The organism is Pseudomonas sp. ZS1P83, from assembly GCF_054897825.1.
In genome coordinates this window covers 3608136-3631004 of record NZ_CM142706.1, presented here as the reverse complement: position 1 = coordinate 3631004, position 22869 = coordinate 3608136, and the positions used below count along the sequence as shown (strand labels likewise).

2 protein-coding genes are annotated in these 22869 nt (G+C 62.9%); both read left to right on the top strand.

The genetic code is table 11. The annotated features are described in order from the left end of the window. Positions 1–49 precede the first annotated feature (49 nt). Positions 50–11041, top strand: coding sequence for an amino acid adenylation domain-containing protein (locus tag ACYZT0_RS17310; protein WP_462042273.1), 10992 nt, complete (start codon positions 50–52; stop codon positions 11039–11041). Further along, complete coding sequence (locus ACYZT0_RS17305; protein WP_462042272.1) at positions 11041–22806, top strand: non-ribosomal peptide synthase/polyketide synthase; 11766 nt, start codon at positions 11041–11043, stop codon at positions 22804–22806. The genes ACYZT0_RS17310 and ACYZT0_RS17305 overlap by 1 nt, the downstream gene beginning before the upstream one ends. The last annotated feature ends 63 nt before the right edge of the window (positions 22807–22869 follow it).

The following is a 22869-nucleotide window of genomic DNA, read 5'->3' as shown; positions in this document are numbered from 1 at the left end:
AGGGACGACGTGCCTTTGTGCTTCCCGCCACTGATCCGGATGCTAAGAAATGAATGCTGAAGACTCCTTGAAACTTGCTCGCCGGTTTATCGGGTTGCCCCTGGAAAAGCGCCAGATGTTCCTTGCGGCCTTGCAAAAGGAAGGCGTTGATTTCGCCCGGTTTCCGATTCCTGCCGGCGTCGAAGCCGAAGATCGTCAGGCGTTGTCGTACGCCCAGCAGCGCATGTGGTTTCTTTGGCAACTGGACCCGCAAAGCGGCGCGTACAACCTGCCGGGCGCGGTGCGTCTGACCGGGCGTTTGAACCTGTCAGCGCTGGAGCAAGCGTTCGCCAGCCTCGTTGAACGTCACGAAACCCTGCGCACAGTGTTCCAGCGTCAGGCCGACGGCAACCTGCTGCAAGTGCCGGCCAGTACGCCACTGGTGATCGATCAGGTGGATCTCAGCGCATTACCGGCGATTGAGCGCGAGCAGGCAGTGGCTCGCGTGGCCGAGCAACAATCAATGCTGCCCTTCGATCTCTCGGCCGGCCCGCTGCTGCGCGTCACCTTGTTCAAACTCGCCGAGCAGGAACACGTCCTGCTGCTGACCCTGCACCACATCGTTTCCGACGGCTGGTCGATGAACGTGCTGATCGACGAATTCATCCGCTGCTACGACGCCTTCGAGGCGGGCGCGCAACCGCAATTCTCGTCATTGCCGATCCAGTACAGCGACTATGCCCTGTGGCAACGCCGTTGGCTCGAGGCCGGCGAACAGGCGCGCCAACTCGACTATTGGCAGGCGCAACTGGGCGCCGAGCATCCGGTGCTGGAGCTGCCCACCGATCATCCGCGTCCGGCGATGCCAAGCTATCGCGGCACCCGTTACGAGTTCGCCGTCGACGGTCAGTTGGCCGAGCAACTGCGGGCCACGGCGCAGAAACACAACATCACCCTGTTCATGCTGTTGCTCGGCGCGTTCAACGCACTGCTGCATCGCTACACCGGGCAGACCGACATCCGCGTCGGCGTGCCGATTGCCAACCGCAACCGCGCCGAAATCGAAGGGCTGATAGGCTTCTTCGTCAACACCCAGGTGCTGCGCACCCAGCTCGACGGCCAAACCCAGGTCGACGACTTGCTGCGCGCCATTAAGGAAACCGCGCTCGGTGCTCAGGCCCATCAGGACTTGCCGTTCGAGCGCCTGGTCGAAGCGCTGAAACTGGAGCGCAGTCTCAGCCACACGCCGCTGTTCCAGGTGATGTACAACCACCAGCCGCAGGTTGCGGACATTTCCACCGTCAGCACCGCGTCTGGTCTGGCGCTGGGCGTGATCGAGTGGGAAGGGCGCACCACCCAGTTCGACCTGACCCTCGATACCTATGAAAAGGGCGGCAAGCTGCACGCCGCGCTGACTTACGCTAACGACCTGTTCGACGCTACGACCATCGCGCGTATGGCGCAGCACTGGACGCATTTGCTGCACGGCATGGTCAGTGATTCGCAACAACGCCTCAGCGATTTACCGCTGCTTGAGCGGGCGGAATATCAGCGCATCGTGCATGACTGGAATCGCGCTGACGAGGGCTTCGCCCAGGACCTGTGCATTCATGAGTTGATCGCCCGGCAAGCCGCCGCGAGCCCGGAGGCATTGGCGGTGACCTTCGGCACGAAGCAACTGACTTACGCCGAGCTCGACACTCGGGCCAATCGTATGGCCCACAAGTTGATCGAACTGGGCGTGGGCCCGGAAGTCCGGGTTGGCGTGGCGATGCAGCGTTCGGAAAACTTGCTGGTAGCGTTGCTGGCCGTGCTCAAGGCCGGTGGCGCCTACGTGCCGCTGGACCCGGATTACCCCGCCGAACGCGTTGCCTACATGCTTGAAGACAGCCGCGCCCTGGTGCTGCTGACGGAACAGGCTGTCGCCGCGACATTGACCGTCGCCGCCGATACCCAAGCCCTGCTGATGGAGGGTATGGAGTGGGCCGATTACCCAAGCAGCGCGCCGGTGACCCGCGTCACGCCGGATAACCTCGCCTACGTCATTTACACCTCCGGTTCCACCGGCAAACCCAAAGGCGTGGCCATCGCCCATCGCAACGTGCTGGCGCTGATCGACTGGTCGACATCGGTTTACAGCCGTGAGGATATTCAAGGGGTGTTGGCCTCGACGTCAGTGTGCTTCGACCTGTCGGTGTGGGAGCTGTTTGTCACGTTGGCCAACGGCGGTTCGGTGATCATCGCCCGCAATGCCCTGGAATTGCCGCAACTGCCGGCCCGGGATCAGGTGCGCCTGATCAACACCGTGCCGTCGGCGATCAATGCGTTGCAGCGCGATGGGCAGATCCCGCCGAGCGTGCGCATCATCAACCTCGCCGGCGAGCCGCTGAAGCAGAGTCTGGTGGAGGCGCTGTATCAGCAGCCGACCGTCGAGCATGTCTACGATTTGTACGGTCCGTCGGAAGACACCACTTACTCAACCTGGACCCGTCGCGAGGCCGGTGGTCGCGCAAACATCGGCCGGCCACTCAAGCACACCGCCAGCTACTTGTTGGACGCTGACCTGCAACCGGTGCCTCAAGGCGTGTCAGCCGAGCTGTACCTGACCGGTGCGGGCATCACCCGCGGCTACCTGGCGCGACCGGGCATGACCGCCGAAAAGTATGTGCCAAGCCCGTTTTCCAGCCATGGCGAGCGCCTGTACCGCACCGGCGACCTGACCCGTTATCAGGCCGACGGCACGCTGCAATACGTCGGTCGCATCGACCATCAGGTCAAGGTCCGTGGATTCCGAATCGAACTCGGCGAAATTGAAGCGCGGCTGTTGCAGCAGGACGCCGTGTGCGAGCTGGCGGTGTTGGCGCAGGACGGCGTCAACGGTCAGCAACTGGTCGCCTACATCGTGCCGGCCGATCTTGTGTTGCTGGGCGATCTCGACGCTCAAGCGACCCTGCGTGAAACCCTGAAAGCTGCGCTGCGCCAACATTTGCCGGACTACATGGTTCCGGCGTTTCTGCTGTTTCTCGAACACCTGCCGCTGACCCCCAACGGCAAACTCGACCGCAAGGCCTTGCCGGCGATTGACGGCTCTGAGCAACAACGTGAACACGTCGCGCCACGCAGCGTTCTGGAAAAGGCCCTCGCTGCAATCTGGCAGGACGTGTTGGCGATCGAAAACGTTGGCCTGGAAGACAACTTCTTCGAACTGGGCGGCGACTCCATCGTTTCCATGCAAGTGGTCAGCCGTGCGCGTCTGGCCGGGATCGTATTGAGCCCGAAAGATCTGTTCCAGCACCAGACCCTCCGCAGCCTGGCCCAGGCCGCTCGTAGCGGCGAGCAGCCGGTGATCGACCAAGGTCCGGCCATTGGCGCAGTGGCGCTGGCGCCGGTGCAACAGTGGTTCTTCGAACAAGCCATTCCTGAGCGTCAGCACTGGAACCAGTCGCTGCTGCTGGTGCCGCGTGAGGCGTTGAGCGTCGAGGCGCTGGATCGTGCTTTAGAGCAACTGCTGACTCATCACGACAGTTTGCGTCTGCGCTACGAACAGACCGAAAACGGCTGGCAGCAAACCTATTCCGCACCAACCACTGAGTCGGTGTTGTGGCCGCGTCAGGCGCAATCGGTCGAAGCACTCAACGCCCTGTGCGACGAAGCCCAGCGCAGCCTCAATCTGCACAATGGTCCGTTGCTGCGTGCGCTGCTGGTGGCGATGACCGACGGCTCTCAACGTTTGCTGCTGGTCATTCATCACTTGGCGGTGGACGGTGTTTCCTGGCGCGTTCTGCTGGAAGATCTTCAGCAGTTCTACAGCGGCAGCCCTGTTTCGCTGGCCAAAACCAGCACCTATCAACGCTGGGTCGCCCGTCTGCACGATCATCTTCCAGCCTTTGAAAACTGCCTCGGTCACTGGCAGGCCGAACTGCGCGACGCGCCGAACGATCTGCCGTGCGACCGCCCAACCGGCGCGCTGGAAAACCGCTTCGAACAGAAACTCGAACTCAAATTCGACGCCGAGCAAACCCGCAAACTGCTGCAACAGGCCCCGGCGGCCTATCGCACGCAGGTCAACGACCTGTTGTTGACTGCCCTGGCGCGAGCGGTGTGCCGCTGGAGCGGGCAGGGCAGCACGCTGATCCAACTCGAAGGCCATGGCCGCGAAGACCTGTTCGATGACATTGACCTGACCCGCACTGTCGGCTGGTTCACCAGCCTGTTCCCGGTCAACCTGATGCCTTCCAGCGATCTCGGCGCGTCGATCAAAACCATCAAGGAACAACTGCGCGCCGTGCCGGACAAAGGTCTCGGCTATGGTGTATTACGTTACCTCGGCACCCCGGCGATTCGCGCGGAACTGGCCGCGTTGCCGCAACCGCGCATTACCTTCAACTACCTGGGGCAGTTCGATCGTCAGTTCGACGACGGCGCGATGTTCGTGCCGTCCACCGAAGGCAATGGTGTGGCGCAGGATCCATCGGCGCCGTTGGGCAACTGGCTAACGGTCGAAGGCCAGGTTTACGGCGGCGAGTTGTCGCTGAGCTGGGGCTTCAGCCGCGAGATGTTCGACACCGCGACTATTCAGCGTCTGGCGGACGATTACGCACGGGAACTCAACGCGCTGATCGAGCATTGCTGCACGCTTGAGGCAACTCAGGCCACACCGTCGGACTTCCCGTTGTCGCGCATCAGTCAGGTGCAACTCGATGCATTGCCGGTCGCCCTCTCGACCCTCGAAGACCTTTATCCACTGTCGCCGATGCAGCAGGGCATGCTGTTCCACACGTTGTACGAACCGGAAGTCGGCGCCTACATCAGTCAGTTGCGTTTGGACATCCAGGGCCTCGATCCCGTGCGATTTGCTCAGGCCTGGCAAACCGCGCTGGAGCGTCACGATATTTTGCGCAGCAGCTTCCACTGGCAGGGCCTCGATACCGCGCATCAGGCGATTGTCCGCCAAGTGGCGCTGCCGCTCGAAGTGCTTGAAGCGACCGACACCGATACGCTCGCGGACGCCGAACGCGCCCAGGGTTTTGATCTGGGCATCGCGCCGCTGTTCCGTTTGAAACTGGTCCGCACGGGCGTCAATGACTGGCACCTGATCTACACCAGTCATCACATTTTGATGGACGGCTGGAGCAACGCGCAGTTGCTCGCCGAAGTGATCCAGCACTACGCCGCCGGGCAATCGCTGCCAGCACCGACCGGGCAATATCGCGATTACCTGGGCTGGTTGCAGCAGCAATCCGCCGTCGCTGGCGAGCAGTTCTGGAAAGCTGCATTGGCATCGTTGCAAGCACCAACGTTGCTGGCCGAAGCGTTGCGGCCGCCGGTCGGTGCCGAGGGTAGCGAGGAATATCGCGTATCACTCGACAGCCGTGCTACCCAACGTCTGGCCGAGTTCGCCCGTCAGCAGAAAGTCACCCTCAACACCCTGCTGCAAGCGGCCTGGAGCCTGTTGCTGCAACGCTACACCGGCCAGGATTGCGTGGTCTTCGGTGCCACGGTAGCCGGCCGATCCGCGCCGCTGCCGGGGATCGAAGAGCAACTCGGGCTGTTCATCAACACGTTGCCGCTGGTGTGCACGATGAAGCCGGATCAAACCGTCAGCCAGTGGTTGGGCGAGCTGCAAGGGCTGAACCTGGCCATGCGCGAGTTTGAGCATGTGCCGCTTTACGACATTCAGGGCTGGGCGGGGCAGCAGGGTTCGGCGCTGTTCGACAGCCTGCTGGTGTTCGAAAACTTCCCGGTGGCTGAAGCGCTGAAACAGGGCGCGCCGGCCGGGCTGTCGTTCGGCAACTTGCACAACCATGAGCGCACGCACTATCCGCTGACGCTGGGCATCGAACTGGGCAAAGGCCTGAGCCTGGACTTCAGCTACGACGCGGCGCGGTTCAGTGCGGCGCAGGTCGTTGAGTTGTCGGCCAATCTGCAGCACCTGCTGGCGCAATTGGTGGCGCTGCCGGACGCGGCATTGGGCGCGCTGGAGTTACTCGATGAGGCCGGAAAACGTGCTGTGCTCGCTCTCAGCCAACCGGCTGCAGTTAAGTTATCCACAACACTTTTGGCGCACGAACAAATCGCGACTCAGGCCGCCGCTACCCCAGACGCGATGGCGTTGCAGGTGGGCGGTCAGTCGTTGAGCTATGGCCAATTGAACGCCCAGGCTAACCGTCTGGCCCATCGCCTGATCGCCAACGGCGTCGGTCCAGGCTCGCGCGTCGGTCTGGCGCTGCAACGCGGTCCGCAACTGATCGTCAGCCTGTTGGCGGTGCTGAAAAGCGGTGCCGCGTATGTGCCGCTGGACCCGAAATACCCGGCTGAACGCCTGGCCTACATGATTGATGACAGCCGTCTCGACGTGCTGCTGTGCGAGTCCGGTGTGCTGGAAGATGTGTCAGGCGTGCGACGTCTCAGCCTTGAAGACAGCACCGACTACCCCGACAGCAATCCGCAAAACCAGGCGGGCGCCGACAATCTGGCCTACGTCATCTACACCTCCGGTTCCACCGGTCAACCCAAAGGCGTGGCCATCGCCCATGCCGCGCTGCGCGAGTTCTGCCAGACCGCCGCCGACTATTCGGTGCTGTCGGCGTCCGACCGCGTGTTGCAGTTCGCGACCTTCAGCTTCGATGGCTTCGTCGAGCAGTGCTTCCCGGCGCTGTGCGTCGGTGCGGCGTTGATCATGCGTGGCGATGACGTATGGGATGCCGGCCGACTCGCCGCTGAAATCGTCAAGCAGGGCGTGACCGTGGCGGACTTGCCGGCTGCTTACTGGTATTTGCTGGCCCGAGAATGCGCGAGCGGTGTGGTGAGTAACCTGGGTGATTTGCGCCAGGTTCACGTTGGCGGCGAAGCCATGTCGGTCGAAGGTCTGCGCTTGTGGCATCAAGCAGGTTTGAGCCATGTGCGTTTGCTCAACACGTACGGCCCGACCGAGGCGACGGTGGTGTCCAGCGTTCATCAATGCCGACTGATCGATGCCAGCGATGCGTTTGGCATCCCGATTGGTCGAGCCATCGCGGGCCGGGCACTGTACGTGCTGGACGCGGCCGGCCAATTGTTGCCAAACGGTGGTGTCGGCGAATTGTGCATCGGCGCCCCGGCCAGCCTGGCGCAACGCTACTTTGATCGCCCGGCGTTGACCGCCGAACGTTTCCTGCCAGACCCGTTTGCCCGTGAGCCTGGCGCTCGCCTGTACCGAAGCGGCGACCTGGCGCGTTACAACGCTGAAGGGAATCTGGAATACGTCGGCCGCATTGACCATCAAGTGAAGATTCGCGGTTTCCGCATTGAAATGGGCGAAATCGAAGCGTGCCTGCAAGCGCGGGATCAGGTGCGCGAAGCGGCCGTGATCGCTCAGGACGGCTCGCAACTGGTGGCGTACATCGTGGCCAGCGACGACACACTTATCCACAGCGCTGCGGCGACTCAGGCTGACTATCTGGAAACGCTCAAGACCGTTTTGCGCCAGTCGTTGCCTGAATACATGGTGCCAAGCCACCTGATCCTGCTGGCCCAATTGCCGCTTAACAACAATGGCAAGCTCGACCGCAAAGCCTTGCCGCGTGCGGCAGTCGCCGATGCAAAACGGGCGTTCGTGGCGCCGACCGAAGGGCTTGAAACGCAACTGGCGTTGATCTGGCAAGCGGTGTTGCAGGTCGAGCAAGTGGGCCGCGACGACAACTTCTTCGAGTTGGGCGGGCACTCGTTGCTGGTGCTTCAAGTGATCTCCCGGGTGCGTCAGCAACTGCAACTCGAACTGTCCGTGAGCAGCCTGTTCTCCGCCGCCAATCTGGCGGAATTTGCCGAGCGTGCCGCACTGGCGAACGCCAGCGGTCAACCGCTCCTGCAACGTGCAACGGCCGATCAGCCGCAGGTGCTGTCGTACGCCCAACAGCGCCAGTGGATTCTCTGGCAGTTGAACCCACAGAGTTCGGCCTACACCATTCCCGCCGCGCTGCGCCTCAAAGGCTCGCTGAACCGCGACGCCTTGCGCGAAGCCTTTGCGCAATTGCAGGCCCGTCACCACACCCTGCGCACGACCTTCGAACAAGATGGTCAACAGGCGCGTCCGGTGCTGCACGACAACCTGGCGCTGCAATTGGATGAACGCACACTCGATCAGCCCTCAATCGACAGTGCTGTGGCCGAAGAAATCGCCCGGCCGTTCGACCTGCGCAACGGTCCGTTGTGGCGCGTATTGCTGCTGCAAGTGAACACCGACGAACACGTGCTGGTCCTCACCGTGCACCACATCGCCGCCGATGGCTGGTCGATGCAGGTCATGGTCGATGAGTTCAGCGCGCTGTATCAGGCCGCCGTCGAAGGGCATGCGGCAAACCTGTCCAGTCTGCCGGTGAACTACAGCGACTACGCCCGTTGGCAGCGTGACTGGCTGGAGGCCGGGGAGGGCGCACGCCAACTGAGGTGGTGGAGTGAGCAACTGGCGGGCAGCCAGGCACCGCTTGAGTTGCCAAGTGAGCTGACCCGTCCGGCCCGTCGCACCGAGCGAGGTGCCAGCCTGGCGCTGAACGTTGACCGCGAGTTGCTGGCCGGTTTGCGCCAACGCGCCCAGGAACAACAGGTGACGTTGTTCATGTTGTTGCTGGCAAGTTTCCAGACCTTGCTGCATCGCCAGAGCGGGCAGTCGAGCATCAGCGTCGGCGTGCCGAGCGCCGGCCGTTCGCGCCTCGAAACCGAAGGCCTGATCGGCTTCTTCATCAACACCCAAGTGCTGCGTGTCGAGATCGACGGGCAGCAGACGTTCAGCACCTTGCTGCAACAGGTTAAACAGGTAGCACTTGGCGCGCAGGCGAACCAGGACGTGCCGTTCGAGCAGTTGGTCGACGCCTTGCAGCCCGACCGCAGCCTCAATCACAGCCCATTGTTCCAGGTGCTCTACAACCATCAACAGCAGATGGGTGCGAGCGTCGAGCGCACGGTTGCCGACTTGCAGGTCGAGCGTCTGCACTGGCAGCAACACACCACGCAATTCGATCTGGTGCTCGACACTCAAGAGCAGGGCGAAGCGCTGGATGCCAGCCTGACCTACGCCACTGATGTGTACGATGAGGCGTCGATGAACCGCCTCGCCGAGCAGTGGCTGAACCTGCTGCGAGCGGTGGTCGCGGATCCGCAGCAACGCGTCGCCGAACTGCCAATAATTGACCGGCTGCAACGGGATGCTTTGGTGCAGCACTGGAACCCAGCGTTCGAGGCGCAACCGCAATCGCCCACCTTGCATCAGTTGTTCGAAGCCCAGGCTGCCGAGCGGCCGAACGCAATCGCCCTGGTCTACGAAGGCGAGCAACTGACCTACGCCGCGCTCAACGCTCAGGCCAATCGACTGGCGCGCAAACTGCGTGAGCAGGGCGTCGGGCCAGAGGCGCGGGTCGGCATTGCCACCGAGCGGGCGATGCCGCTGGTGGTTGGCTTGCTGGCGATTCTCAAGGCCGGTGGCGTCTACGTGCCGCTGGACCCGCACTACCCGGCCGAGCGCTTGAGCTACATGATCGAAGACAGCGGCATCACGCTGCTGCTGACCCAGCAACACCTGATCGACGGTTTGCCGTCCCGCGACGGTGTGCAAGTGCTGAGCCTGGAGTCGTTGCAACTGGACGACTACAGCACCGACAACTTGCCAGCGCTGGCGTCCGCGGAAAACCTCGCCTACGTGATCTACACCTCCGGCTCCACCGGCCGGCCAAAAGGTGCATTGCTCAGCCACGGCAACGTCGGGCGTCTGCTCACCGCCACCGCTGACGAATTCAACTTCGGCCCGGACGATGTCTGGACGCTGTTCCATTCCTACGCCTTCGACTTCTCGGTGTGGGAGCTGTTTGGTTCGCTGTGCACCGGCGGGCGTCTGGTGATCGTGCCGTATTACGTCAGCCGCGAGCCGCAAGCGTTCCACCGCTTGCTCTGTGATGAGGGCGTGACGGTGTTGAACCAGACGCCGACCGCGTTCCGCCAACTGTTGCCGATTGCCTGCGCCAGCGAGCGAAACCTGGCGTTGCGTCAGGTGATTTTCGGCGGCGAAGCCCTGGAAGTCGCGAGCCTGCGTCCCTGGTTCGAACGCTTCGGCGACCGTCAGCCAACCTTGGTCAATATGTACGGCATCACCGAAACCACGGTGCACGTGACTTACCGCGCTATCCGTTTGGCCGACCTCGACGGCAAGGCCCAGAGCCCGATTGGCCTGCCGATCCGCGACCTGCGCTGGTACTTGCTCGACAGCCAGTTGCAACCGGTGCCGGTGGGTGTGGCGGGTGAGTTGTACATCGCCGGCGCCGGTCTGGCGCGCGGTTATCACGGTCGCTTCGGCCTCACCGCCGAGCGTTTTGTACCGAGCCCGTTCGACGCATCGCAGCGCCTCTATCGCAGCGGCGACCTGGCGCGTCAGCGTGCCGACGGCAGCATCGATTACCTCGGGCGGATTGACCAGCAAGTGAAGATCCGTGGCTTGCGCATCGAACTCGGGGAAATCGAAGCTGCATTGCTGGCCCAGTCGGGCGTGCGCCAAGCGGTGCTGAGCGTGCATGCAGGCGAAAGCGGGCCGCAGCTGTGCGCCTACGTGGTGGCCGAGCAAACTCCGCATGACCCGATCGCCTGGCGCGACAACCTGCGCGTCGCGCTCAAGATTGATCTGCCGGATTACATGGTGCCGAGCCACTGGTTGCTGCTCGATGCCTTGCCGTTGACCGGCAACGGCAAACTCGACCGCAAGGCCTTGCCGGTGCCCGATGCCGAGGACTGGCAACGACCGTTCGAAGCCCCCGAAGGCGATCTCGAACGGCAACTGGCAGACATCTGGGCCAGCGTGCTGGGCGTGGCGCAGATTGGTCGGCGCGACAACTTCTTTGAATTGGGCGGGCATTCGCTGCTCGCCGCTCAGGCCAGTGCCCGTGTGGAACTGGAACTGGGCATCGAGCTGCCGCTGCGCGCGCTGTTCGAATCCACCGACCTTCAGGCTTATGCCGCCATGGCCGGGCAACACGCCCCGGCTGACAACGATGCACGTCTTGATGCGCTTGAGTCGCTTCTCGACGAGATGGAGATCAACTGATGGAACACACCACTGCCCAGCGTATCGCCACCCGCTTCGCCGGCCTGCCTGCCGACAAGCGACGCGAGTTTCTGCAACGCATGCAAGAGCAGGGCGTGAGCTTCGGGCAACTACCGATTCCGTCGGCTGCCGAGCCGCAAACGACCTTTGAACTGTCGTACGCGCAGCAGCGCCAATGGTTCCTCTGGCAGCTCGATCCGCAGAGCTCGGCCTACAACATTCCTGCTGCGTTGCGTTTGCACGGGCCGCTGAATGTCGTGGCGTTGCAGCAGAGTTTCGACGTGCTGCTGGAGCGGCATCAGAGCCTGCGCAGCCGTTTCGTCGAGGACGACGGTCAGGTGGTGCAGACACTGGCTGAATTCACTTCGCTACCGGTCGAACAGATCGACCTGCGCGCACAACCTCAGGAACAGCGTCTCGATCTGGCGATGAAAAGCGTCGAGCAGGAGATTGCCCGTCCGTTCGATCTTCAGCACGGTCCGTTGTTGCGGGTCAGCCTGTTGCAGCTCGATGCTGAAGACCACGTGCTGTTGCTGACGCTGCACCACATCGTCACCGATGGCTGGTCGATGGGTGTGCTGGTGGAGGAATTTTCCCGGCTCTACGCCGCGCATTGTCAAGGTCAGAACGCAGCGCTGGACGCGTTGCCGATCCAGTATTCCGACTACGCGATGTGGCAACGCCGCTGGATGGAAGCTGGCGAACTGGAACGTCAGCTCAACTGGTGGCGCGAAACACTGGGCAGCGAACAACCGCTGCTGGAATTGCCGACTGACCGCCCGCGCCCGGGGCAACCGAGTCAGCGCGGTGCGCGTCTGGATTTCGCCCTCGATGCGACCTTGGCCAGCGGCTTGATGACCCTGGCCAAACAGCGCGGCGTCACGCCGTTCATGCTGTTGCTGGCGAGCTTCCAGGCGTTGCTCTACCGCTACAGCGGTCAATCCGACCTGCGGGTCGGTGTGCCGATCGCCAACCGCAATCGTGCGGAAACCCGTGGTCTGATCGGTTTCTTCGTCAACACTCAAGTGATGCGCGCCGAGCTCGATGGACGTCTGCCGTTTAGCCAATTGCTCGACCAGACCCGCGTGGCATCGCTGGACGCCCAGGACTATCAGGACTTGCCGTTCGAACGTCTGGTGCAAGCGTTACAAGGTGAACGCAGCCTGAGCCACAGCCGGCTGTTCCAGGTGATGTTCAACCACCAGCAAGCCAAATCGGCAGCCGTCAGCGGCTTGCTCGCAGGCCTGCGCGTCGAAGCACTGACCGCCACGGCTCACACCACTCAATTCGATCTGCAACTGGACACTCAGGAAGAGGGCGACAAGCTGGTCGCCAGCCTGACGTATGCCACCGATCTGTTCGACGCCGAGCGCATCGAACACCTCGCCCGTCACTGGCGCAATTTGATGGCCGGGGTGCTGGCGAATCCGCAATGCCCGCTCGCCGAGTTGCCACTGCTGGATGCCAACGAGCGCCTGCGCATTCTTGATGACCTCAACGACACCGCCCAGGACTATCCGGGTGAGGTCTGCGTGCAACGGCATTTCGAAGCGCGCGTGGCTGAAGACGGTGAAGCGACGGCGCTGGTGTTCCAGGGCCAGCGCCTGAGTTACGCCGAGCTGAACCGGCGCGCCAACCGCTTGGCCCATCACTTGCGCGCCCAGGGAGTCGGCCCGGAAGTGCTGGTGGGGATTGCCTGCGACCGCTCGTTTGAGATGGTCGTCGGCCTGCTGGCGATCCTCAAGGCCGGTGGCGCTTATGTGCCGCTGGACCCGGAATACCCGCTCGATCGCCTGAGCTACATGATCGAAGACAGCGGCATTTCGCTGTTGCTGACTCAGGAACATCTGCTGGCGCAATTGCCGACGCCGGACAACGTGCGCACCTTATGCCTGCACGCCGAAGGCGATTGGCTGAGCGATTTGCCGGGTACTGATTTACCCAACCTGGCAATCGCTGAAAACCTCGCCTATGTGATTTATACCTCCGGTTCCACCGGCAAACCCAAAGGCGCGGGCAACCGCCATGTGGCGCTGCATAACCGTCTGGAATGGATGCAGGAAGCTTACAACCTGCTGCCGAGCGACCGTGTGCTGCAAAAAACGCCGTTCAGTTTCGACGTGTCGGTGTGGGAGTTTTTCTGGCCGCTGATGAAGGGCGCCACGCTGGTGATCGCCACGCCGGGCGAGCATCGCGATCCGCAACGCCTCGCCGCGTTGATCGTCGAGCAGGCGATCACCACGCTGCACTTTGTGCCGTCGATGCTCTTGGCGTTTATCGGTGCCGACGAGGCGTTGGCCTGCACCTCGTTGCAACGGATCATTTGCAGCGGCGAAGCGCTGCCGATGGAGCTGCAACGCCAGACCCTGCGCAGCCTGCCGCAAGCCAATCTCTACAACCTGTATGGCCCGACCGAAGCGGCCATCGACGTGACTCATTGGACGTGCGTGGAAGAGGGCCGCGACAGCGTGCCGATCGGCCGCCCGATCGCCAACCTGCGCACCTGCATCCTCGACAGCGAACTGCAGCCGTTGCCACTCGGCGCGGTGGGCGAGTTGTACCTCGGCGGCGTCGGCCTGGCGCGTGGTTATCACCGTCGTGGTGCGCTGACCGCCGAGCGTTTTGTGGTCGACCCGTTTGGCAGCGGCGAGCGCCTGTACCGCACCGGTGACCTGGCGCGTTATCGCGCTGACGGTGCCATCGACTACTGCGGTCGTATCGACCATCAAGTGAAGATTCGCGGTTTGCGCATCGAGCTGGGTGAAATTGAAGCGCGTCTGCAAGAGCATGCCGACGTTCAGGAAGCCGTGGTGTTGGCCCTCGACGGCCCGAGCGGCAAGCAATTGGTTGCGTACATCGTGCCGCAAGATCGAGCCTTGGTCAGCGACGATGCCGAGCAGCAAGGCGCATGGCGCGAAACCCTGAAAAGCCATTTGCTCGCCAGCCTGCCGGATTACATGGTGCCGGCGCAGACCGTGCTGATTGAGCAGATGCCGCTGAGTCCCAACGGCAAACTCGACCGTAAACGCCTGCCCGCGCCGACCGCACAGGTCAGCCACCGCGCGTTCGAAGCGCCACGCAACGAACATGAACAGGTGCTGGCGCAGATCTGGCAGGACGTGTTGGGCGTGGAGCAGGTTGGGCGTCAGGACAACTTCTTCGAACTGGGCGGCGACTCGATCATTTCGATTCAGGTGGTCAGCCGTGCCCGTCGCGCCGGCCTGAGCCTGCAACCGCGTGACCTGTTCCAGCAACAAACCTTGCAAGCGCTGGCCGCCGTGGTCAAAGAACAGGCGGCACCGCTGGCGCAACAGGGGCCAGTGGACGGTGTGCAAAAACTTACGCCGATCCAGCGCTGGTTCTTCGACGAACCGATTCCGCAGCGCGCGCACTGGAACCAGGCGGTGCTGCTGGTGCCCCGCGAAACGCTGGAATTGCTGCGTCTGCAAGCCGCGCTGCAACGCCTGCTCAAGCAACACGATGCGCTGCGTTTACGCTTCAGTCAGGTCGACGGTCAATGGTCGGCGCGCTACGTCGGTGCCGACAGCTGCGATGTCATCGACATGCTCTGGACCGCTCGCGTGGCCAGCGATGCCTCGCTGGAAGCGGTGTGCGACGAAGCCCAGCGCAGCCTCAGTCTGCAAGACGGTCCGCTGTTGCGCGTGGCGTTGATCGCCCAGGCTGATGGTTCGCAGCGTTTGCTGTTGGTGATCCATCACTTGGCTGTGGACGGTGTGTCCTGGCGGGTATTGCTGGAAGATTTGCAGGCCGCTTATCAAGGGCAGGACCTGCCGCCGAAGACCAGCGCCTTCCAAGCATGGGCCGATAAGCTCGACGCTTATGCACGCTCCGAAGCGGCCGCCAGCGAACTGAATTGGTGGCAGTCGCAACTGAGCCTCGCGAATGATTCGCTGCCAGCGGCCAATGCCGAGGCCAGTCAGGCTGGGCATCTTCGACAGGGCGTCAGCATCGGTCTGGACCGCGAGCAGACCCGCCAGTTGCTGCAACAGGCGCCAGCGACCTACCGCACTCAGGTCAACGACCTGCTGCTGACCGCGCTGGCCCGCACCCTCAGCCGCTGGACCGGCCACGCATCGGCGTTGATTCAGCTCGAAGGCCATGGCCGCGAAGAGCTGTTCGACGACATCGACCTGACCCGCACCGTTGGCTGGTTCTCCAGCCTGTTCCCGGTGCGCCTGACGCCGACCGCCGACCTTGCCGGTTCGATCAAGGCAATCAAGCAGCAACTGCGCGAAATCCCCGGCAAAGGCATGGGCTATGGCCTGCTGCGTTACATGGGCGATGCCGCGACCCAAGCGGCGTTGGCCGCGTTGCCGCAAGCGCGCGTGACCTTCAACTACCTCGGCCAATTCGACCAGAGCTTCGCCGAAGACGCACTGTTCACCCCGGCGCGCGAATCCAGCGGTGCCGCGCAATCGGCGGATGCACCGTTGCCGAACTGGCTGTCGGTGGACGGCCAGGTGTATGGCGGTGAACTGAAACTCGACTGGACCTTCAGCCGCGAATGCTTCGACTTACGCGAGATCGAAATGCTGGCGGCAGATTTCCGCGGTGAGTTGCTGGCGCTGATCGCCCATTGCCTGAGCAATGGCGCGGGCGGCGTGACCCCGGCGGACTTCCCGCTGGCGCGCCTGACCCAGGCGCAACTCGACGGCCTGCCGGTGCCTCCGGCGCAGATCGAGGACCTGTATCCGCTGTCGCCGATGCAGGCCGGTTTGCTGTTCCATAGCGTGTACGAAGCCGATTCCGGCGCGTACGTGAACCAGCTCAGCGTCGAAGCTCGCGGGCTCGACGCCGAGCGTTTGGGCCGCGCCTGGCAAGCGGTGCTCGACACCCATCCGATCCTGCGCAGCAGCTTCCACTTCCCCGACGGCTTTGAAGCGCCGGTGCAACTGGTGCATCGTCATCTGCAATTGCCGCTGACCTGCCTAGACTGGCGCAACCGCAGCGATCAGGCCGACGCGCTGGCGCAGTTGATCGACAGTGAACGCTTGCAGCTCGACTCGACCCGGGCGCCGTTGATGCGTTTGACCCTGGTGCGACTCGACGATGAGCGTCAGCAACTGATCTACACCCACCATCACTTGTTGCTCGATGGCTGGAGTCACTCGCTGCTGTTGAGCGAAGTCCTGCAGCGTTATGCCGGGCAAGACGTGCAGGCGCCGATTGGGCGTTTTGCCGATTACATTGGCTGGCTGCAACGTCAGGATGCCCATGCCGACGAGATCTTCTGGCGCGAGCAACTGGCGACCCTCGACAACCCGACCCTGCTGGCGCAGAGCCTGGCGCATGTCGATCTCAAACAGCAGGCGACGGCTGAGTTCGCCGACCATCGCCAGACCTTCGACGTCGCCACTAGCAAGCGCTTCAGCGAGTTTGCCCGTCAGCAAAAAGTCACGCTCAACACCTTGGTCCAAGGTGCCTGGGCACTCTTGCTGCAACGCTACAGCGGTCAACGCAGCGTCGCGTTTGGCGCGACGGTGGCGGGGCGTCCGGTGGACTTGCCGGGTGCCGAAAGCCAGCTCGGCCTGTTCATCAATACCTTGCCTGTGATCAGCAGCCCGGACGCGGTCGAAAGCGTCGGTCAGTGGCTGACTCGCTTGCAGGCGCAAAACCTCGAGTTGCGTGAGCATGAATTCACTGCCCTCGGTGACATTCAGCGCTGGGCCGGGCGTGCCGGTGAACCGCTGTTCGACAGCCTGCTGGTGTTCGAAAACTTCCCGGTGGCTGAAGCGTTGCAACAGGGCGCGCCGGCCGGTTTGAGTTTCTCGATCCCGCAGAACCACGAACGCACCAACTTCCCGCTGACATTGGCGGCCACTGCCGAAAGTCAGTTAAGCCTGAACTGGAGCTACCAGTGCGCGCACTTCAGCAGCGAGGCCATCGCCCGCATGAGCGAGCATTTGGCTGCGCTGCTGGCGGCGATGGTCGCCGCGCCACACGCTGCACTGAGTGAACTGGACCTGCTGACCGCGCCGGAACGCGCACAGCAGTTGCTGGAGTGGAATCCAGCATTCACCGCGACGGAAAACCCGCTCTGCGTGCATCAGTTGATCGAGGCTCAGGCCGTCGCCCGACCGGACGCCACGGCACTGATCTTCAACGATCTGGAATTGAGCTTCGACCAACTCAACCGCAGCGCCAATCAATTGGCCCACCGACTGCGCGCACTGGGCATCGGTCCGGAAGTGCGGGTCGGCCTGGCGATGCAGCGAACGCCTGCGATGATCATTGGTCTGTTGGCGATCCTCAAGGCGGGCGGCGCTTACGTGCCGCTGGACCCGGCGTACCCGGCCGAACGCCTGCATTATCTGATGGAAGACAGCGGCATTTCGCTGCTGATCAGCCAATCGTGGCTGCGAGAAAAACTGCCCTTGCCGCAAGGCTTGTCGGTGTTGGAAATCGACCGCGAACCGCTGGAGCTCATGGCGGACACCAACCCGGTCAACCTGACGTGCGGTGAAAACCTCGCGTACCTGATTTACACCTCGGGCTCCACCGGGCGGCCGAAAGGCGTCAGCGTGGCCCATGGTCCGTTGGCCATGCATTGCCTGTCGATCGGCGAGTTGTATGGCATGACCCCGGACGATCGCGAATTGCAATTCGCCTCGATCAGCTTCGACGGTGCCCACGAACGCTGGCTGACGCCGCTGGTGTTCGGCTCGGCGGTGATGCCGCGCGACGACGAGTTGTGGAGCGTGGAGCGCACTTGCGCTGAAATCGAACGTCACGGCATCACCATCGCCTGCTTCACCCCGAGCTACCTGCTGCAGATGGCCGATTTCATGGGCGAAGCGGGGCGCGATTTGCCGATCCGTTCCTACACCCCGTGCGGTGAAGGGATGGCCAAGCACGCGTTCGACGAGGTGCAGCAGGTGCTGCAACCGAAGCGCCTGATCAACGGCTACGGGCCGACCGAAACGGTGATCACGCCGCTGATCTGGCTGGCGTATCCGGATACCGAATTCGACTCAGCGTTCATGCCGATTGGCCGGCCGGTCGGTAACCGCAGCGCCTACATTCTGGACGGCGGTTTGCAGCCGTTGCCGGTTGGCGTCGCGGGCGAGTTGTACCTGGGCGGCGAGGGCGTCGCGCGTGGCTACCATCAGCGTCCGGACATGACCGCCGAACGTTTCGTGCCGGATCCGTTCGTGCCAGGCGCACGTTTGTATCGCAGTGGTGATCTCGCGCGGTTCCGTGCCGATGGCGTTGTTGAATACCTCGGCCGTATCGACCAGCAAGTGAAGATTCGCGGGTTCCGTATCGAACTCGGCGAAATCGAAGCCTGCCTGCTCGAGCACGAAGGTGTGCGTGAAGCGTTCGTGATCGATCGCGAAGGCCCGGTGAGCCGCCAGTTGGTCGGTTATGTGGTGCCGCGCGATCCGCTCGCTGATGAGCAGGATCTGCGTGAAGCGCTGACGTTGCACCTGCGCAGCCGTCTGCCGGCGCACATGCTGCCGGCGCACTTGATGTGCCTGGCCGCGTTGCCGCTGACGCCGAACGGCAAGCTCGACCGTCAGGGCTTGCCGGCGCCTGAAGCGTCGCGTCAGAACCACGATCAAGTGGCCGCCGCGTCGCCGGCCGAAGCGTTGCTGGTGGAGATCTGGCAAGCGCTGTTGGGGCTGGAGTCGGTGGGCGTCACCGAGAACTTCTTCGAACTGGGTGGTGACTCGATCATCTCCCTGCAAGCGGTGAGTCGTGCCGGGCAGCGCGGGCTGGTGTTCAGTCCGAAGCAACTGTTCGAGCAGCAGACCATTCGTGCTCTGGCCGCAGTCGCCAGCAGCCGTGAAGCGGCGTTGATCGAAGCGCCGAAAGTCGAGGCTTTTTCGCTGGTGCCGCACATCGACGTTGCCGCACGCGAGGGGCTGCAAGACTTGTATCCGCTGTCGCCGATGCAGCAAGGCATGTTGTTCCATTGCCTCGATTCGCCGGAGCTGAACCCCTACGTCAACCAGTTGAGCGTGGCGGTGGACGGTTTGCAGGTGCCGCGTTTTCGCGCGGCGTGGCAGACGCTGGTCGAGCGTCACGAAGTGCTGCGCGCGGCGTTCCGCTGGCGCGATGGTTTGGCCGATCCGCTGCAAGCGGTGTTCGCCGACGTTGAGTTGCCGATCGAAGAGTTCGACTGGCGCGACCGCACCGACACCGAGCAGGCGCTGAGTGAATTGGCGGCTGCGGAACAAGCCAAAGGCTTCGACCTGAGCTGCCCGCCGTTGATGCGCTTTATCCTGGTGCGTCTGGGCGATGACCGTTACCAGATGATCTGGATCTACCATCACCTGTTGCTGGACGGCTGGAGTGCTTCGCGCCTGTTGGGCGACATGTTGCGCCTGTACCACAACGACGGCCTGCCGACCCTGACCGGTCGATACGCTGACTACATTGCGTGGTTGCAACGTCAGGACGGCGCGCAGGCAGAAGGTTTCTGGCGTGAGCGACTGGCATTGCTCGAAGCCCCGACCATTCTGGCCAAGGCATCGGGTGCCGCAGGTTCCGGTCATGGCGTGATGTACAGCAACCTCGACGCCGAGGCGACGCGCAAACTGCACAGCTTCGCCAAGCGTCAGCGCGTGACACTCAACACGCTGGTGCAAGGTGCCTGGCTCTTGTTGCTGCAACGCCATAGCGGCCAACGCAGCGTCGCGTTCGGCGCCACGGTGGCGGGGCGTCCGACGGGACTTGCCGGTGCGCAGGACATGCTCGGCCTGTTCATCAACACCTTGCCGGTGATTCAGACCCTCGATCCGCAACAGCCATTGGGCGAGTGGTTGCGCGCGTTGCAGGATTACAACCTGATGGTTCGCGACTACGAACACACGCCGTTGTCGGACATTCAGCGCTGGGCCGGGCAGGGTGGCCAGGGCTTGTTCGACAGCATCATCGTGTTCGAAAACCATCCGGTGGATCGTGTCTTGAAAGGGGGCGAGGAAGGTGAGCTGCGCTTTGCCGAAGTCGGCAGCGGCGGGGTGACCAACTTCCCGATGGACTTGATGGTCAGCGCCAACGAAGAAGGCCTGGAAGTCGAATACCTGTTCCTGCGTGATCGCTTCAGTGAACTGGAAGTGCAGCGGATTCGTGCGCAGCTCGAGGGATTGCTGCGTGCGTTGCCTGAGGATGCTGCTCGTCTGCTCGGCAACATTGGCTTGCCTGAAGCGCGTTTGAGTTTGCCGCAGGTGTCCGACGACAACGCCGATTTGCTCCACGCCTTCAATCAACATGTGCGCATTCAGCCGCAGAAAATCGCCCTGATCTGCGAGGATCGGGACGTCAGTTATGCCGAGCTTGAGGCGCAGGCCAATGGGTTGGCGCAGCAATTGATCGGTCGTGGTATTGGCCCGGAAAGTCTGGTGGCTGTGGCGTTGCCGCGTTCCGAGCGCACCATCGTCGCATTCCTCGCGGTGCTCAAGGCCGGGGCGGCTTATCTGCCGCTGGACCTCGCGTACCCGGCCGAGCGACTGGCCTACATGCTCAGCGATTCGGCCGCCAGCCTGTTGCTTTGCGACAGTGATCTGGGTGAACGGTTGACGCTGGCTGATAGCCCGCCACGGCTGTTGCTTGATCAGTTGAGCGTTGCCGACAACGTTGCGTGCCCGGTTTCCCAACCATTGCCGGGGAACCTGGCGTACCTGATTTACACCTCCGGTTCCACCGGTCAGCCAAAGGGCGTGGCGGTCGCGAGGGGTCCGATTGCCCGGCATTGCCGCGGCATCATCGAACTCTACGAATTGGCACCGCGCAGCCGCGAGCTGCACTTCATGTCGTTCGCTTTCGACGGCGCTCAGGAGCGTTGGCTGAGTGTGCTGTTGGCCGGTGGCAGTCTGGTGATCCGCGATGACAGTGTGTGGACGCCGGAGCAAACCCTGGACGTTCTGCATCGTCATGGCGTCACCGTGGCCTGCTTCCCGCCGGCGTACCTGCAACAGATGGCCGAAGTGGCTGAACGTCTCGGCAATCCACCGGCGGTCGAGGTGTATTGCTTTGGCGGTGATGCGGTGCCGGAGGCCAGTTTCGAACAGGTCAAACGGGCTCTGCGTCCACAGCGTCTGGTCAATGGTTACGGCCCGACCGAAACCGTGGTCACGCCGCTGTTGTGGCGTGCCGAAGTCAATGAAACCTGCGACGCGGCCTATGCGCCTATTGGTCGGGGTGTGGCCGGGCGTGGGCTCTATGTGCTCGACGCCGACCTCAATCCGTTGCCGGTCGGTGTCAGCGGCGAGTTGTACCTGGGCGGCGAATGCCTGGCGCGCGGTTACCACCAGCGTCCCGGCATGAGCGCCGAACGCTTCATCCCTGATCCTTTCGAGGTCGGTGGCCGCATGTACCGCACCGGTGACCTGGTGCGCCAGCGCGAGTGCGGGTTGATCGACTATTTGGGGCGTCTTGACCAGCAAGTGAAGATCCGTGGTTTTCGCATCGAACTGGGTGAAACCGAAGCCCGTCTGCGCGACTGCGCCGGGGTGCAGGATGCCGCCGTGGTGGTGCATGACACACCGACCGGCAAACAACTGGTTGGCTATGTTGTTGCGGCGGGTGCGACGGGGCTGGATCGTCGACTCAAGGCTGAACTGCAAGCGCAACTGCCGGACTACATGGTGCCGGCGCGGATCATGGTGCTGGAACGCTTCCCGCTGTCGGCCAACGGCAAGCTCGACCGTCGCGCACTGCCTACGCCTGAATGGGCGCTCGGCGGTTATCGTGCGCCGCGCAATGCGCTGGAAACGGCATTGACGGCGATCTGGCAAGACGTGCTCGGCGTGCCGCAAGTGGGCATCGACGACAACTTCTTCGAACTGGGCGGCGACTCGTTGCAGGTGCTCAAAGTCATCTCGCGGGTGCGCAGTCAGCCGCAACTGGGCTTCGAATTGAAGCTGCGGGATTTGATGCAGAAGCCGTGCATTGCCGAACTCAGTGGCTATCAAGCTGCGGAGCCAGTTGCAGCGGCGCCGGACCCGTTGCTGGCGCTGAATGCGCGAATCCCGAACGTGCCGGCGCTGTTCTGCCTGCACGCCGGTTTCGGCACGGTGTTCGACTACGAACCGCTGGCTCGTCGACTGGAAGGACGGCGCACGGTGTACGGCCTGCAATGCCGCATGCTGCTCGACCCGCAGTGGCAGGACGAGTCGCTGCTGGCCATGGCTCAGGCCTACGCGCAACGGATTCGCAGTCAGCAGGCCAAGGGGCCGTATTACTTGCTGGGCTGGTCCTTGGGCGGCGCGTTGACGCAACTGGTCGCTCACGAACTGGAAACCCAGGGTGAGACGGTGGTGTTTGCCGGGCTGGTCGACAGTTACGTGGCCGGCACCGCAGAAGCGGCGGACTGGCGCGAGGACCTGGGCGACTTCCTGACGTTTGTGCTGGGGCTGCCGGCTGATGAGGCTCAGGCGTTGATTGCGCTGAAAGCCGCTGGCTTGAATGAGCGCGAGGGTGCAATCGCGGTGATTGAGGCGGCCATGCACGGTTCCAATGAACAATCTGCGTTGGGCGCGGGGGAACTCACGCAGATCTTCGCCACCGGTTCACGCCTCAAGCAATTGGCCCTGGCGTATCGGCAACTGCCGGCGATTCAGGTCACGGCGCATCGCTGGTGGGTGGCCGAGCGCGACGACGAACGCCGTGTGTTCGAGGCTCAGGTTGGTAGCCACGGCATTGATCGTTTGTTGGCGGGTGGGCATTACGAGTTGCTGCGCGGTGACGAGTTGCTCGATGAGCTTGAAGACCTGTTGGAACGCCATCCAGCCATTGCGTAACTCCTGTGGGAGCGAGCTTGCTCGCGAATGCGATGTGTCAGCCACATCAATGTCGACTGACAC

Coding starts and splice junctions, on each gene's coding strand:
- ACYZT0_RS17305 (WP_462042272.1), top strand. CDS start 11,041: ATGGAACACACCACTGCCCAGCGTATCGCCACCCGCTTCGCCGGCCTG.
- ACYZT0_RS17310 (WP_462042273.1), top strand. CDS start 50: ATGAATGCTGAAGACTCCTTGAAACTTGCTCGCCGGTTTATCGGGTTG.